A 15,068-nucleotide genomic window follows, 5' to 3' on the forward strand; every position below is an offset into this window, starting at 1 on the left:
CCGCTGGGACAGCTGTTATCGTCGGTCGATCGTAGTCGAGTTTCACTGTGCATGATGCTTACGGGGGAATCCTTCATGGCTGGACGTTCCGGGGGCGCCGCCCGTCTTGCCGCTTCCCTGCTCGTGGGGCTCGCGGTGTTCCTCCTGGTCGTGGCGGTGCTGCTTCCCCTCTATACCGCGCCACGGCTCGAGCGGCTGCCCCTCGGTCATGAGTCCACCCGCATCATGGAGGGCTCCGGCACCCTGCTCGATGCGGCGCGGCTCGCGAGGGGCGACGAGGATCCGTGGGAGGAAGATATCGCGCTGCGCAGCCAGACGCGCGTGACCGTGGAGGATCCGGTGTCGAGCGAGGCCGCCACGCTGCAGGCAGGCTACGCGCTGATGCGTGCTGATTCGACGCCGGGCCGTGGCCTGGTCTCGGCGCACATCGATCGGGTGACGATCGACCGGCATGACGCGATGCCCCTGGCCGAGCCAGTGGCCTCGCTGCAGATCGATCGGCAGTCCCCGGCCGTGCAATTGCCCCGCGACGGCCTCCAGTACCGCTTCCCGTATGGGGCGGGACCCCAGTCATACCCGGTGTATGACCTCACCGCCCGCGAGGCCTCGGCAGCGGAGTTCGTGGCGGACACCGAGCTCGACGGCGTGACCGTGCGCCACTACCAGCAATCGCTGGGGCCGGTGGATCTGTTCCTTGCCACCCGCGACCAGGCGAACCGGGTCGGCATGACGCGCTCGGCATGGGGACTGGTGGAGGAGTCCGCGGCCGATGTCGGGGAGATCGTGTTCATGAACCGCTACTACACCGTGCTGCGCGACCTGTGGGTCGAGCCGGTCTCCGGCACCATCGTGGACGCCCGCGAGCAGGCCAGCCAGTTCTTCGGCACCGGTCCAGCAGACCAGGCCCTGCTGGTCTCCGAGCATGATCTCGCGTTCACCAGCGCGACCACTGCTACCCAGCTCGACGCTGCGCGGACCGAGCGGGACCGGGTGCAGCTCGCGATCGGCGCTGGCCCGGTATCGATCCACGCATCGTGGATCCTGGTGGTGCTCGGGCTCGTGTCGCTCGCTGCGGGCCTCGCTCTCGGGCTCCGCGCGTCCCGGCCCGAGGAGGCTCCCAGCGACAGCGGCGGGCCCGGCAGCGGAGCGGATCCGGACGATGACCCCGCCGTGAAGCTCTACACGGGCGCGCGCGGGTAGGGCTCCCGCAGCGACCACAGCACCGCCGTCACCACCGCGACCAGCGTCACCGTGGCGACCAGCAACGAGGTGACGATGAAGCCCGTGACCGTGCCGGGGACCAGCAGGAGCACCACGGCCAGCACTGCCAGGCCGGTCCAGGCGAGCGCCGCGACGGCCGTGCGATCCCGTGCGATCACCGACAGCAGCGCGCCCTGCACCGCGCTGAGGATGGCGCCGTGGGCCGCGAACAGCCACAGCACGCCCACGACGGGCCGATAGTCCTCCCCCACTACCTGGGGCACGATCGGCGCGAGCAGCCACGCCGATACCGTGATCGTGGTGCCCAGCACAGCGAGCACGGCAAGCATCGAGCCAAGGGATTCTCGGGTGCGCGCGGGGTCCGCCATCCGCGGGAACAGCACGACCCCCACCGCGAACGGCAGCCAGAACGCCACCTTCGCCGCGACGGTGCCCAGCGCGTACACCCCGGCGGCCACCTCGTCGAGCACCATGCGCGCGATCAGCAGGTCGATCGCGGTGAACGCCATGATCACCAGCTGCACCTGCGAGGCGCGAAGGACCGCGGCCACATCCGGGCGGGCCTGGCCCTGCGCGCCAGATTCCCGCGGAGCCGCCCCGACCAGGCGCCGGGCAGCGATCGCCGCCACGATGGTGCCGAGAGCTCCCGCCCCGAGCGCCCCTTCCACTCCCCCGCCCAGCGCGAGGACGAGGATGGCGGGCACCACCCGGGCGAGCCCGGCACCGGCGATCACCAGCGCGAGCGCCCCGAACCGCCCGGTGCCCTGCAGGATGCCCTGCTCCGCGGCGAGCACCACCAGCAGGGGTGCTGTGCTCAGCGCCAGCAAGGTCGCCAGCAGCGAGGTCCCGAGCGCCCACGAGGCGACGGGCACGACGACCAGCGCCACCACGGCGACGAGCATGACCGTCGCGGCACCGAGGTGGCGTGCCTCCCCGGTCCGCTCGATGCCAGCCAGGCGTCCCGTGACGATGCGGCGTGCCACCACCATCTGCAGGGCCAGCGCCGGGACCGCCAGGATGAGCTGCGCGGCGAGCAGGCTGGCGAACGCGCCATAGCTGCTTGGCCCCAGCCAGCTGCTCGCGGGCACATGAAGCAGGTACGAGGCGGCGTTGGCGATGAGCGACCCAGCCGTCACCAGGGACATCCCCGCCATGAGAGTGCCCGCGCGCGCCTGTCCAGTCACGCCACCATCATGGCGTGCCCACGCCTCGGCAAGCCAGCCGCGCCCGGTGGCACGTATCGTTCCGGCATGCCCCTTCCTGGTCCGCGGGCCCGGCATTGGTCGCGCTGGGCCGGCCCTGCCCATGTGATGCTGCTGGTCACCGTGATGCTGCTGCCATTGTGGCGGCCCGGCTACTTGCTGCACCGCGACGCGGTCGCCACGCCTCGCTCCTACATGACGAGCTCGGCGCTCGGCGTGGGGGGATCGGCGCCGCGCGCGGTTCCGCAGGATTGGCTGCTGGCCCTGCTCTCCCGCTGGATCGATGGTGGCGTGCTGGTCACAGTGCTGCTGTCGCTGTTCCTGCTCGCGGGGGGATGGGGCGCGATCGCGCTGGTGCGGCAGTGGTGGGCGCCCGGTCATGGCAGGACGGGCGCGGAGGTCGTGGCGGGGACCCTGGCCGTGTGGAACCCCTATGTGGTGGAACGACTGCTGCAGGGGCACTGGAGCTTGCTCGCCGGCTATGGCGCGCTGCCCTGGGTCATCGTCGCGGCCGCGCGGATCCATCGGCGTGCTCCTGGTGGCTTCCCGCTGCTCGTCGTGTCGATGGCAGTAGCAGGCTTGACCCCGACGGGGGCGGTCCTCGCGGTCGTGGCGGCGTGCGCTGGCTTGATCGCGTTCCCGCCGCCACGGGTGGCGCGCGCGGTGGGCGCGCTGGGATCGATCAGCGTGGTCGTGGCAGCTCCGTGGGTGGTGGCGGCAGTGGTGTCGGGGCAGGCAGGCGCCAGCGATGCTGCCGGGGTGGCGGCGTTCGCGGCACGCGCCGAGACGGGCCTGGGCACACTGGGCAGCCTGGTGAGCCTCGGAGGCATCTGGAACGCCGGTGCCGTACCGGAGAGCCGGGCCGCGGGCCTCGGCGTGCTGGCCACGGCGTGGATCGTGCTGATCGTGCTGGCGGGCGGATGGGCACTGTTCCGGAGTGGCCCGCGCGGTGCCGCCCCATTGGAGCCAGGGATCGCGCCGCCCCGCGCGGGCCTGGTCCTGGCGATCCTCGCTGCGGCGGCGGTGCTCGGTCCTGCCCTCGCGGCCACCGGTCCCGGGCTGCGAGCGATGGAGGTGCTGGTCGCGCTGCCGGGCGGGGGCCTGCTGCGCGACACGCACAAGTGGGTGGCGCTCGCGGTGCCCTTCCTGGTGCTGTGCGCCGCGGCTGCCACGCGCTGGCTGGCCCAGGCGCGCGCCCCTCGTGCCGTCCCGGCATTGCTGGTGGTGATGCTGGTGGCGGTGCTGCCGGACGCCGCCTGGGGCGCGGGAGGGGTACTGCGACCGATCCAGTACCCGGACGAATGGTCAGCGGTGGCGGAGCACCTCGAGGAGGCCTCCGGCCCCGGCGATGTCGCGGTGCTGCCCGCGGGCCTGCTGCGGCGCTATCCCTACGCGCCGGGCGAGGTGGTGCTGGATCCCGCGCCGCGGATGCTGCCGCGCGATGTGGTGATCACGAGCGATCTTCCGGTGGGGGGCACGGTGGTCCGGGGCGAGGATTCGCGCGCCCGCGCGGTGGAGGCGATCCTGCTGGCAGGAGGCGCGCCGGAGGACCTTGCGGCATTGGGAATCCGCTGGGTGGTCGATCAGCCCACTGCTGCGGGGCAACGCGGCGAGTCCGCAGCGGTGCTGGCGGCGCTGCCCGTGGTCGTGGCGGGCACTGATGTGGTGCTGCACGAGGTGCCCGGACCGATCACGCCCGTAGCGCGCGATGACAGGGCCTTCGTAGCTGCGCTGGTAGCGCACGTGGCGTGGCTCGCGCTGCTCGTTGCGGGGTCCGCGCTGCTCGCGAGCACGGTGGCCCGGTCGGGACGCGGCCGTGGAAGGTCAGGCAGAACGGCGGTCGGGACGCGATGACAGGGTGATGCCGTCCAGGCTCGCCCCGCTCCCGCCAGCGATGATCCCCGACCGGCGCTCCCCGCGCGCTGCGGCCGCGAGGACCGTCTCGACGCTCGAGGCGCACTGCTCCCAGGAGAACTCCGCCACTCGGGCGCGCGCCTTCTCGCCGAGCAGCGCGCGCTCGACATCGTCGTCGAGCAGTTCCCGCGCCACCTCCACGAGCTCGTCACGATCGGTGACGAGGCGCCCGGTGACGCCATCGATGATCGAGTCGGTCAGGCCGCGCGAAGAGAGGTAGCCGATGGTCGGTACCCCATGCTGGGCCGCCTCGATCACGGCGAGGCCCCACCCTTCCTTGCGGGAGGGCATCAGGTGCAGCCAGGAGCGCGACAGGAGGCGATGCTTGGTCTCCTCGTCGACATGGCCGTGGAAGGTGACCGCGTCGTCGATCCGCAGGGCAGCGACCTCTCGGCGCAGCCGGGGCTGCCACCATCCGTCACCGATGACATCGAGGCGCAAGCCAGGAATGGTCTCGCGCAGCCGTGAGACAACGACGAGCGCGTCCTCGATCTGCTTGTGCGGCACCAGCCGCGAGAGCACCGTGATGGTGGGGCTCGCGGACCTGGTCGCGGATGTCCCGGGGGGCACGCTGGGGGGCGGAGCGTCCGCGCCAGCGCGAGCCACCGCGATGCGGGCGGGCGCGACACCGAGGCCGATGAGCTCGTCGGCCGACGGCAAGGAGACGGTCAGGTACTGGTCGCGGCGATGCAGCCGGGGCGAGAGCCACGACTCGATCCACCATCCGAGCCGCGCCAGCAGCCGCCCGGCCACGGGCCACTGCTCGCGATGGCAGTGATGCACAAGCAGCACCACGGGCGCGGACGCCACCAGCCGGGCGAAGAACGGCACGCCATTCTGCGTATCGATGATCACGTCCGGCTTGCAGCCGCGCAGCGGGCCGATCCCCAGCCGGGCTCCAGCGATGGCCAGCAGCGCCCAGGGGTAGACGGTGAGGCGACCGCCGCCGCGGCTGATGCGCATGCCGTCGCGCACCTCTGATCGGGGCGCGCCGCGGTAGCGGGCAGTGCGGAGGGTGACCCGGGCTCCCCGTGCGGCGAGTCCGGCCCCGACCTCCTCGAGGTAGCGCTCGCTGCCGCCGCCGAGCGGATGGCTGGTATCGCGCCAGCACAACAGCAAGACCTCGCGCACGCGTTGCTCCCAACTCCTCGACCAGCGCTCCGCCGCGGGCACCGGCGGTGCCCTGCCCGCGATGGGCTCTGCCACACGATAGACGCGTGCGCGGCTGCCTGCCACCACGGATGGCCAGGGTGTGCCGTTCCGTGATCGTCACTACGCTGTATCGATGTGTCGCCTCTCCTAGCTCCCCCGCCAGCCTCGCGCGCGTTCGCACGGCATGCGTCGCTGCGACGATCCTGGTCGCTGCTGCGGGCTTTCCGCTTCGAGCAGTCCGACCCGGCCCGGTTCTACGGAGCGGTCGCCGACGATACGGCGCTGATGCTCGCCGAGGTGCAGGCCGGGGCGACTGGCCAGGACTTGCGGGGGCGTCTCGTGCTGGACGTGGGCGGAGGGCCGGGGTACTTCTCCGAGGCGTTCGATGAGCTCGGCGCGCGCTATGTGTCGGTGGAGCCTGATGCCTCGGAGATGCATGCTGCGGGCATCCGCCACCCCGGTTCGGTGCGGGGCTCGGGCATGGCGCTGCCCATCCGCAGCGACAGCGTGGACATGTGCTTCTCGTCGAACGTGGCCGAGCATGTGGCCACACCGTGGATGCTGGCGGACGAGATGGTGCGAGTGGTCCGTCCGGGCGGATTGGTGGTGCTGTCCTACACCCTGTGGTGGGGCCCTTTCGGCGGGCACGAAACCGGTCAGTGGCATTTCCTCGGCGGCGAGCTCGCGGCACGCCGGTATCGCCGCGTGCACGGCCACGAGCCGAAGAACCGGTTTGGGGTGTCGTTGTTCCCGATCACCGCTGCGGCCGGCCTGCGGTGGGCGCGGGCCGCGAGCGCGCCAGGGGGGCCGGCGGAGCTCGTGGCGGCGTTCCCGCGCTACAACCCGTGGTGGTCATGGTGGGCAGCGCGGGTACCGGTGCTGCGCGAGGTGATCACCAGCAACCTGGTGCTGGTGCTGCGCAAGCGCGAGGCGGGCTAGCTGGGCTCCTCGAGGCGGAAGCCGACCTTCATGCCTACCTGGTAGTGGGCGACGGCCCCGTCGACGATGTGGCCGCGGATCTCGGTGACCTCGAACCAGTCGAGGCCGCGCAGGGTCTGCGATGCACGCCCGATAGCGCCGCTCACGGCGTCCTCGATGCTGTCCGGCGAGGTTCCGACGATCTCGGAGACGCGATAGGTGTGGTCTGCCATGGGTGCTCCTGTAGCTCGGGGGTTACCGGTTCCCCCATTGTTCCCATGATCGCGGGGCTGGCGCAGCGGTTTCGCGGCCCCGCGGGCAGTCCTGGATGCACAAGAGGACCGGCCTGGCTAGCAGGCCGGTCCTCTTGCAGGCATGGATGCGCGACGGCTTAGCTGTCGAGGCGCTCCTTGAGTGCCTCGAACTCGTCACGGATGCCGCTCGGCAGCCTGTCGCCGACGAACTGCAGCCATTCCTCGATCATCGGGATCTCGGCCTTCCAGTCGTCGACATTGACCGAGAGCGACTCATCGACGTCGTTGCGGTCGGCGTCGAGGCCCTCGAGGTCGATGTCGGCGGCGGTCGGCACGTACCCGATGGGGGTGGCCTGCGCGTCCGCGGTGCCTTCGATGCGCTCGACGATCCACTTGAGGACGCGGCTGTTCTCGCCGAATCCTGGCCAGAGGAAGCGCTTGTCCTCGCCGCGGCGGAACCAGTTGACGTAGAAGATCTTCGGCAGCTTCGACTCGTCGGAGTTCTTGCCGATGTTGATCCAGTGCTGCAGGTAGTCGCCCACGTGGTAGCCGAGGAACGGGATCATCGCCATCGGATCGCGGCGCACGGAGCCGACCTGGCCCTCGGCGGCAGCGGTCTGCTCGGAGGACATGGTGGCGCCCATGAAGGTACCGTGCTGCCAGTTGAAGGACTGGTTGACCAGCGGGACCGTGTTCTTGCGGCGACCGCCGAAGAGGATCGCGGAGATCGGCACGCCCTGCGGATCGTCCCACTCGGGGGCGAGGGTGGGGCACTGCGACATCGGGGTGCAGTACCGCGAGTTCGGGTGGGCGGCCTTGCGCCCGGAGTCCGGCGTCCAGTCCTGGCCGAGCCAGTCGATGAGGTGCTCGGGCTGGTTCTCGAGATCCTCCCACCACGCGCCACCATCATCGGTCATGGCGACGTTGGTGAAGACGGTGTTGCCAGCCTCGATCGTCTTCATGGCGGTGGGGTTGGAGCTCCAGTTGGTGCCCGGTGCCACGCCGAAGAAGCCGAACTCGGGGTTGACGGCATAGAGGCGCCCGTCCTCGCCGAAGCGCATCCAGGCGATGTCATCGCCGAGGGTCTCGGCGCGCCAGCCCGGCACGGTCGGGTGGATCATCGCGAGGTTGGTCTTGCCGCAGGCGCTCGGGAACGCAGCCGCGATGTAGTAGACCTTGTCCTCGGGCGAGATGAGCTTGAGGATGAGCATGTGCTCGGCCAGCCAGCCCTCGTCGTGGGCCATGGCGGACGCGATGCGCAGCGCGTAGCACTTCTTGCCGAGCAGGGCGTTGCCGCCGTAGCCGGATCCGTAGGACCAGATCTCGCGGGTCTCAGGGAAGTGGGTGATGTACTTGGTGTCGTTGCAGGGCCACGGAACGTCATCCTGGCCTGGCTCGAGGGGCGCGCCCACGGAGTGCAGTGCCTTGACGAAGGGCCGGTCCTCGCCGAGCAGATCCATGACGGCGCTGCCCATGCGGGTCATCACGCGCATGGAGACCACGACGTACTCGGAGTCGGTGATCTCGACACCGAGCTTGGGGTCATCGGAGCCCAGCGGGCCCATGCAGAAGGGCACCACGAACATGGTGCGGCCGCGCATGCTGCCCCGGTAGAGCTCGGTCATGGTGCGGCGCATCTCGTCGGGCGCCATCCAGTTGTTCGTGGGCCCGGCGTCCTCCTCGCGCTCGCTGCAGATGTAGGTGCGCGATTCCACGCGGGCAACGTCGGATGGATCGGACTGTGCCAGGAACGAGTTGGGCAGCTTCTCGTCGTTGAGGCGGGTGAAGGTCCCGGCCTCGACCAGCTGATCGGTGAGTCGCTCCCACTCGGCGTCGGAACCGTCGGCGAACACGACGCGATCCGGCTGGGTGAGCTCGGCGACTTCTTGCACCCACGCGAGAAGTTCTGCATGCTTCGTCGGAACCGTATCGCCCGTTCCGTTCAGCCCTGGAATGGTCGCTGCTGTCATCAGCCTCTCCTGGTATGGGACCGGTCGCGGCTCGTATCCCGGGCCGGGCGGCCGGGATGGGCGAGCCTTGCCGCATCCACTCAGTTCGGTGCCTGCACTGTTACGAACAACCGGAAGCACATGCTGATTCCGGTCGACCGAAAATGCAAACACCTGGTGTCCTAATAAACAGGTTAGCGCCGACGCGAGGGGTTGTGCGCCTCTGGCCACTGCGAGTGCCGCATGGAACCACCGCAGCGGACCCAGCCAGCCCTTTGTGAGAGCGGATCCGCAGCACCGGCCCCACCGCGCGCTCACGGTCGAGCACCGATGCAGCACCTCGCCCCTAGGCTAGCAGCCCCTCATCGTTGATCTGCCACTGTTCACCTTCACTAGCTGCCGGTTTCGTCACATTCCACACCGTGTACGTGCCATCAGCATCGAAGCTGGCAACGGAGTCAATGTACCCATCCGCGGAGTAATCCGTGGCCACGATCACGCTTTCCCCCACGAGCAATCGAGCGCTGTCGTGGATTCCATCACCATCGAGGTCCAGCGACGGGTTCAGCAGCTCCGGCCTGCACAGCTCCGGCGACACGCCGGCGCGCCCCTCCCGTTCCCCGAGCAGATCGCCGAGGCATCCCCCGCCCGCGAGCTCATCCGGTGTCCACATGGTGCTTGTCCTCCTCTTCGCGCGGAGCCCTCCCGCACTGGCTTGGACGCACCAGCCTCCCGCTTGGTTCCCCTCCGGCGCAGAATTCCCGTGGATTCAGTGCGCTCCCCACCCGGCCGGGCCCGGGGTCCCCGCTGGATACTCCTCGAGCGGCACGGCACCGGCCCGCCATGCCTGCTGCACGGGCTCGATGATGCGCCAGCACTGCTCGGCCACATCGCCGCGGATGGAGAGCAGCTGGTCCCCGTCGAGGATGCCCCCGAGGACCTCGCCGTAGGGCGTCATGTCCCCCTTCGCGAACTGGGCCGAGAGGGTCACGGGCTCGAGCGTGAAGGGATCCCCGGCACCGTTGATGTTCAGGTCGAGGTGCAAGCAATCCGGGCCCAGGATGATCCGCAGCCGTGGCGGCGACGCGCAGCCCAGGAACCCGGTCGGCAGGTGCGGCACCGGCTTGAAGGTAATGATGATCTCCTTGCGGGCGTCCCCGAGCGCCTTGCCCGACCGCAGCGTGAACGGCACCCCCGACCACCGCCAGTTCTCCACTCCCACCGTCAGCTCCGCGAGGGTCTCGGTGCCCCGCGCGGGATCGACGCCCTCCTCGTCGGCATAGCTGGGGAACGCGCGGCCCTCGATGGTTCCGGCGGTGTAGCGGGCCCGGCGCGATGCCGCTGCCGGATCACCCCCATAGGGCCGGGTGGCGCGGAGCACCTGTGCCATCTCGCCCCGCAGGTCGTCGGCGTCGAGGCCGGACGGGGGCTCGATGCACACCAGCGCGAGGACGAGCAGCAGGTGGCTCTGGATCATGTCGGTCAGCGCGCCCGCATGATCGTAGTAGCCGGCGCGCTGCTCGAGGCCGAGCTTCTCGTCATAGATGATCTCGACGTGATCGACCGAGGTGCTGTTCCACACCGGCTCGAAGATGCGATTGGCGAATCGCAGGCCGAGCAGGTTGAGCACCGTGGACTTGCCGAGGAAGTGGTCGACCCGGTACACCTGCTCCTCCGGGATGAGGGCGGCGAGCAGCTCGTTGAGCTGCCGGGCGGTAACCACGCTCGTGCCGAACGGCTTCTCGAGCGCCAGCACGGTGCCGGGCGGCAGCTCGATCCCGCGCAGGGCCTCGCAGGCCGCGATGGTCACCGCTGGTGGCAGCGCGAAGTACACGGCGGGCGCGGTGGGGCATGCCTCGAGCAGCCGCTGCAGGTCGCGGGCATCAGCGACATCGGCCTGCACGTAGCGCGAGCTCTCGACGACCCCGAGCGGCCGGGCGCTCGCGCCGTCGGGGGCATGCTCATCCTTCACGCCGAGGGCTTCCGCGAGGCCTTGCTTCCAGTCCTCGTCCGGGACGTCCTTGCGGCCCGCCCCGATGAGGCGCACATCAAGACCGGGCTCGGCATCGATCAGGCTGCGCAGGCCGGGCAGGAGCAGGCGGTGAGCGAGGTCGCCATTGGCGCCGAGCACGAGCAGGGTGCGGGTCTTCACCCTCCTCACGTTAGGGCTATCCGGCCTGTTCCGCTGGCTCACCGGGCCCTCGGAGGAACGCCATGGCCCGATCGATCGCCCGGTTCATCTCGTTGATCTCGCCGGTCAGCTCGGCGAGCCGGTCATCCCGGCGCGCGGTGAGCATCCGCAGGCTCGCCTCATGCTCGCTGATGTCCTCATCGGTGCTGGCGAGCCTGCGGTCGTGCGCCCCGTTGGTGGCGGTCACGAGGTGCTGCTCGGCGGTGACGAGCCGGTTGGCGACCTCGCGCTCCATGAGCGCCCGCGCCTGGCTGATCTGCGTGGCGGTCCATTCGCGCAGGCGGCCGCGTGCCACCACCTGGCGGCGCACGCGCAGCATCCATAGCGCCGCGACCACGCCGAGCAGGAGCGTCAGGGGGATGGCGATCATGTCGATCACCGGCATGAGGGCAAGCGGGCCAAGGAACAGGCGACCGAGGCCAAGCCCGGCGGAAGCACCGAGGACGGCAATCACATAGTCTTCGGGCCCGCGGCGGGGCATGATGTCTGGCGCCTCGGCGCTGGCCTGGCCGCTGGGCGCGTCACTGGCCCGCTGCGCGGCGGTATCGGCGACCGGCTCGGGCACGGGCAGCGAGCGAGTGGCGAACAGCTCGGTCGCCCGCTCGGTGATCCGGGCCTGGTTCTGCTCCCGCCCGGCCCGGGCGAGCTTCCTGATGCGGGCCGGGTAGTCGGCGAGCGCGCGACCGTCGAGGGCATCGATCTCGTTGCGGGCGAGCGCCGCTGTGCTCGACGCCCACCCAGTGACCTCATGCCCGAGGTCGACCCGGGCCCGCTGGATGTCGGCACGCACGGTGGTCAGGTCCTCGGTGCGGCCCGCGCCGCGGGTGCGCAGCAGCTCCGCGCGCACGCGGTGCAACCGGTTGATCTCGGGGTTGTTCTGGATGTCGCGGCCGATGCGCTGGCGCGCGGCCTGGGCGTCCTGCAGCGCCCCGACCATCGACCACAGCACGTTGCGAGCGACGTAGTCGGTCCTGGGCGCGGGGAGGCGCGCGAGCACCGCGGCATGCAGCGCATCGATGCCGGCGGAGTCAGCGAGCGATCGGGCGGCCTCGGGGTCGGTATCGCGGCGGTCATTGGCGGCGTGGACGAGCGGAGTCGCCACGGGATGGATCTCGGCGCCGGTGAAGCGCGGAGTGTGGATCGACAGCAGCTGGGCGTCGCGGTCACGGACCTGCCGCCAGTTGGTGTGCATATCGGTCTTCGTGATGGCGAAGACGACCTGGTCGACGCTGTGGGCGAGGGCGCGCAGCTCGGCGAGCTCGGTGCTCCCGATGGGCCCGGCAGCATCGAAGACCATCAGTGCCACCGGGATCGTCACGCTGTCCTCGTAGCCCGGCTCGAGCTCGCTTTCGACGTAGCGCACTCCACCCGTCGCATCAGTGGCGTTGAGGGCCTCGACGAGCCCATTGCGGCCCGGGTCCCCGGCCCCGATCACCACCACGTCGATGGCGTCGCGGGTGCGCGGGGCACGGATGGACCGCAGCCCCGAGAGCTCGGCCGCTGAGTCGGGCTCGTGCGCGGCGAGCGTGCGATGAAGGTCATCGGCCAGCATGCGCGCGGCCACGTTGTCCTGGATGGCGGCGCGAACAGCCTCGTTGGTGCTCACTGCGCGCATCCCTGCGCGAGCCGCACCATGTGCTGGTACTCGGCGAGCGCTGCCCGTGCCGAGCGCGGGGTCATCGCGGCGCGGGCCCGGGCGCGGGCATCCGCGGCGAGCTCGATCAGCCTGGCGCGGTCCACGGCCGCCGCGATCGGGCTCCAGGGAACGTCGAGGATCGTTGCCACCGCATCGGAGCCATCGATCCGCGCGTCACCGGCCCGCAGGGCAGACGCGCGCCACAGGGCGTGCGCGAGCCGCTCCCGCAGTGCACCGATCCCGCTGTGTTGCTGCATCAGCTCTCCCAATTCGTCGAGCGCCAGGTACTCGTTGGCCCGCAGCGCGTCCACCGCGATCCTGATGCCCGTCAGGTCGAGCACCTCGAGCAGGCGCTGCCGCTGCGCGGCCTCGATAGCGGTTGCTCCCCGGGCGAACAGGTCCCCGGCGAGCCAGTACGCCTCCGTGCCCGACGCCGACGCGCTCGCGAGCGCCCGCAGCGACTCGAGGTCGGCGAGCGTGAGCACGCGGGGCGCCCGGCCGTGGAGCGCACTGAGGGCAACCACGTCCATTGTGGGATCACGATCGGTGGAACTGGCGTGGTGACGCGCCGAAACCCGCGATTCCTCGCTCGATCCCCGCTCAGCGGGCCACCACAGGTCGGCCCGCGCGCGCACGGCGATGACCCGCGAGCAGGATTCCTCGCCGGGGCATTCCTGGCCGCGCGGATGATGATCGTGCGGCAGCGCGCCGGGGGCGGCATTGTCCTCCGGCCGCGATCGCTGCCCGAGCACGTGGACCACCACCCCGCGCGCCGCTGGCGGCGGCCCGTCCCACTCGATCGTGCCCGCCACCGTGATCCGGCCCTCGCGCACCTCGAGCCATCGCCCCCCGGATGGTGCCTCGCCCGGCCACCAGGAGGCGATCTCGCCGGCCAGCGTGGACACCCCGGAACCTGGCGTGCCGATCACCCGGACCAGTCCCGCGCCTGGCGCGAGCTGCTGCTCCCCCATGCCGTCCTCCTCCACCGGTCTCCCCGGTACTAGTGTGGCCGGGCCCACCGGGCAGCGCCAAGCGACGGCCCCCATGATGGTGTTCCCGCCCGAATCAGGGACGATAGGGACGTGCCGAGTGATTCCCGCCCCCAGCAGCCCCCGTCCGCGTCGACGCCCGAGCCCGCGCCGCATCCCGGCGATGAGGCCGCCAGCGCTGGCCCAGGCCACACCGATGCGCCCGCCCATCCGCGGATCACGAGCTTCCGCACCCGCACCGGTGTGCTCAAGCCGACCCGCCAGGATGTGTGGGACCGCCAATGGGGCATTCTCGGCCGGGACGCCAGCGATTCCCCGCTCGATGCCACCGAGTGGTTCGGCAGGGAGGCGCCCCTCGTGGTCGAGATCGGCTGCGGCACGGGCACCGCGACAGCAGAAATGGCGCTCGCCGAGCCGGGCATCAACCTCGTCGCCATCGATGTGTACAAGCCGGGCCTCGCGAAGCTGCTGCAGCTCATCGAGGACAACGGCATCACCAATATCCGGGTGCTGCGCGGCGATGCCGTATCGATCCTCGAGGACATGCTCGCGCCGGAGGGCGTAGATGGCTTCCGCGTCTTCTTCCCCGATCCGTGGCCGAAGAAGCGCCACCACAAGCGCCGGCTGCTCACGACCGCGATGTTCCACCTGATGGCGACGCGGCTGCGGCCCGGCGGGGTCGTGCACGTCGCGACCGATCATGCCGAGTACGCTGGGTTCATCGAGGAATCCGGCAATGCTGAGCCCCTGCTCGGTCCGGTCACGTGGCCGTGGCCGATGAGCAGTGCCCGCCCGGAGACCAAGTTCGAGGGCCGGGCGGCCCGCATCGGTAACTCGATATCCGACTTCGCATGGGGGAAGCTTCCACGATGAGTCTCAGCAACGACGACACTGCCAGCCACGCGGGCGGCCCTGCCAGCCCGAGCGGGGGCGGGCATCGCCGTCGCGTGCTCCTCGTCTGGGATGCCCCCAACCTCGATATGGGCCTCGGCGCGATCCTTGGCGGCCGCCCCACCGCCGCGTACCGTCCCCGCTTCGACGCCCTCGGCAGATGGCTGCTGCAGCGCACCGCCGAGCTCGAGCGAAGCACCGGCGCCCCCGCCGGCTCGTTCGAGCCCGAGGCGACAGTGTTCACCAATATCGCCCCCGGCAGCGCCGACGTGGTGCGTCCCTGGGTGGAGGCACTGCGCAATGTTGGTTTCGCGGTGTTCGCCAAGCCCAAGATCGACGATGACAGCGATGTCGACGCGGACATGCTCGACCACATCGAGATGCGCCACGCCACCGACGGCCTGGCCGGCCTCATGGTGGCGTCCGCGGATGGCCAGGCGTTCCGCGAGCCGCTCGAGGAGCTCGCCGAGGACGATGTGCCCGTGCAGGTCATCGGGTTCCGCGAGCACGCGAGCTGGGCGGTGGCCTCGACGCTGCTGCAGTTCGTCGACCTCGAGGACATCACCGGGGTGTTCCGCGAGCCGTTGCCCAGGGTCAGCCTCGAGTCGCTGCCCGACGAGGGCGCCTGGCTGCAGCCGTTCCGGCCGCTTGCGGCGTTGCTCACCATACGCTGACATTCGCGCCACGTTCTGCCACTGTTGGAGGTCGTGGCTGCCGCGGCAGCGGGATAGCTCGTTCGAAGGAGTACACA

13 protein-coding genes are annotated in these 15,068 nt (G+C 70.6%); 5 read left to right on the plus strand and 8 right to left on the minus strand.

Translation table 11 applies throughout. From position 1 onward, the window contains the following. Positions 1 to 75 precede the first annotated feature (75 nt). The gene (locus FXO18_RS14645; RefSeq protein ID WP_187774382.1) at positions 76 to 1,200 is read left to right on the plus strand and encodes a DUF3068 domain-containing protein; all 1,125 of its coding nucleotides are present in this window, start codon (positions 76 to 78) and stop codon (positions 1,198 to 1,200) included. Here the strand turns inward: FXO18_RS14645 and FXO18_RS14650 are convergent. Next, the gene (locus FXO18_RS14650) at positions 1,179 to 2,405 is read right to left on the minus strand and encodes an MATE family efflux transporter (RefSeq protein WP_328593444.1); all 1,227 of its coding nucleotides are present in this window, start codon (positions 2,403 to 2,405) and stop codon (positions 1,179 to 1,181) included. The two genes, FXO18_RS14645 and FXO18_RS14650, sit on opposite strands and share 22 nt — an antisense overlap. A gap of 66 nt (positions 2,406 to 2,471) precedes the next feature. Between FXO18_RS14650 and FXO18_RS14655 the strand changes: the two genes are divergently transcribed. Beyond that, positions 2,472 to 4,277 carry a hypothetical protein gene (locus FXO18_RS14655; protein WP_149361879.1) on the plus strand — a complete coding sequence of 602 codons (1,806 nt, stop codon included), beginning with the start codon at positions 2,472 to 2,474 and terminating at the stop codon, positions 4,275 to 4,277. Here the strand turns inward: FXO18_RS14655 and FXO18_RS14660 are convergent. Then, on the minus strand, positions 4,248 to 5,468 hold the full coding sequence (locus FXO18_RS14660) for a glycosyltransferase family 4 protein (RefSeq protein WP_149361880.1): 1,221 nt from the start codon (positions 5,466 to 5,468) through the stop codon (positions 4,248 to 4,250). The two genes, FXO18_RS14655 and FXO18_RS14660, sit on opposite strands and share 30 nt — an antisense overlap. Before the next feature lie 156 nt (positions 5,469 to 5,624). On the opposite strand from FXO18_RS14660, the gene FXO18_RS14665 reads away from it, so the two are divergent. Beyond that, complete coding sequence (locus FXO18_RS14665; RefSeq protein ID WP_149361881.1) at positions 5,625 to 6,428, plus strand: class I SAM-dependent methyltransferase; 804 nt, start codon at positions 5,625 to 5,627, stop codon at positions 6,426 to 6,428. Here the strand turns inward: FXO18_RS14665 and FXO18_RS14670 are convergent. From FXO18_RS14670 to FXO18_RS14695, 6 genes are all read right to left on the minus strand, one after another. After that, the gene (locus FXO18_RS14670) at positions 6,425 to 6,640 is read right to left on the minus strand and encodes a dodecin (RefSeq protein ID WP_149361882.1); all 216 of its coding nucleotides are present in this window, start codon (positions 6,638 to 6,640) and stop codon (positions 6,425 to 6,427) included. The genes FXO18_RS14665 and FXO18_RS14670 overlap by 4 nt on opposite strands. Before the next feature lie 158 nt (positions 6,641 to 6,798). Then, on the minus strand, positions 6,799 to 8,631 hold the full coding sequence (locus tag FXO18_RS14675; protein WP_149361883.1) for a phosphoenolpyruvate carboxykinase (GTP): 1,833 nt from the start codon (positions 8,629 to 8,631) through the stop codon (positions 6,799 to 6,801). 325 nt (positions 8,632 to 8,956) lie between these two features. Further along, positions 8,957 to 9,283 carry a DUF6802 family protein gene (locus FXO18_RS14680; RefSeq protein WP_149361884.1) on the minus strand — a complete coding sequence of 109 codons (327 nt, stop codon included), beginning with the start codon at positions 9,281 to 9,283 and terminating at the stop codon, positions 8,957 to 8,959. Between the two features lie 96 nt (positions 9,284 to 9,379). Beyond that, positions 9,380 to 10,762 (minus strand): glucose-6-phosphate dehydrogenase, encoded by a 1,383-nt coding sequence (locus FXO18_RS14685; protein ID WP_149361885.1) that lies wholly within the window; start codon positions 10,760 to 10,762, stop codon positions 9,380 to 9,382. Between the two features lie 16 nt (positions 10,763 to 10,778). Then, positions 10,779 to 12,407 carry a hypothetical protein gene (locus FXO18_RS14690; RefSeq protein WP_149361886.1) on the minus strand — a complete coding sequence of 543 codons (1,629 nt, stop codon included), beginning with the start codon at positions 12,405 to 12,407 and terminating at the stop codon, positions 10,779 to 10,781. Further along, positions 12,404 to 13,408, minus strand: a complete 1,005-nt coding sequence (locus FXO18_RS14695; protein ID WP_149361887.1) for a hypothetical protein — start codon at positions 13,406 to 13,408, stop codon at positions 12,404 to 12,406. Before FXO18_RS14695 ends, FXO18_RS14690 begins: the two co-directional genes overlap by 4 nt. A 111-nt stretch (positions 13,409 to 13,519) precedes the next feature. Between FXO18_RS14695 and trmB the strand changes: the two genes are divergently transcribed. Continuing rightward, positions 13,520 to 14,299 (plus strand): tRNA (guanosine(46)-N7)-methyltransferase TrmB, encoded by a 780-nt coding sequence (trmB, locus tag FXO18_RS14700; protein WP_149361888.1) that lies wholly within the window; start codon positions 13,520 to 13,522, stop codon positions 14,297 to 14,299. After that, complete coding sequence (locus tag FXO18_RS14705; protein WP_235900691.1) at positions 14,296 to 14,991, plus strand: NYN domain-containing protein; 696 nt, start codon at positions 14,296 to 14,298, stop codon at positions 14,989 to 14,991. Before trmB ends, FXO18_RS14705 begins: the two co-directional genes overlap by 4 nt. The last annotated feature ends 77 nt before the right edge of the window (positions 14,992 to 15,068 follow it).

The sequence above is a fragment of the Lolliginicoccus suaedae genome (assembly GCF_008312885.1).
In the GTDB taxonomy this organism is placed as follows: Bacteria; Actinomycetota; Actinomycetes; order Mycobacteriales; family Mycobacteriaceae; genus Lolliginicoccus; species Lolliginicoccus suaedae.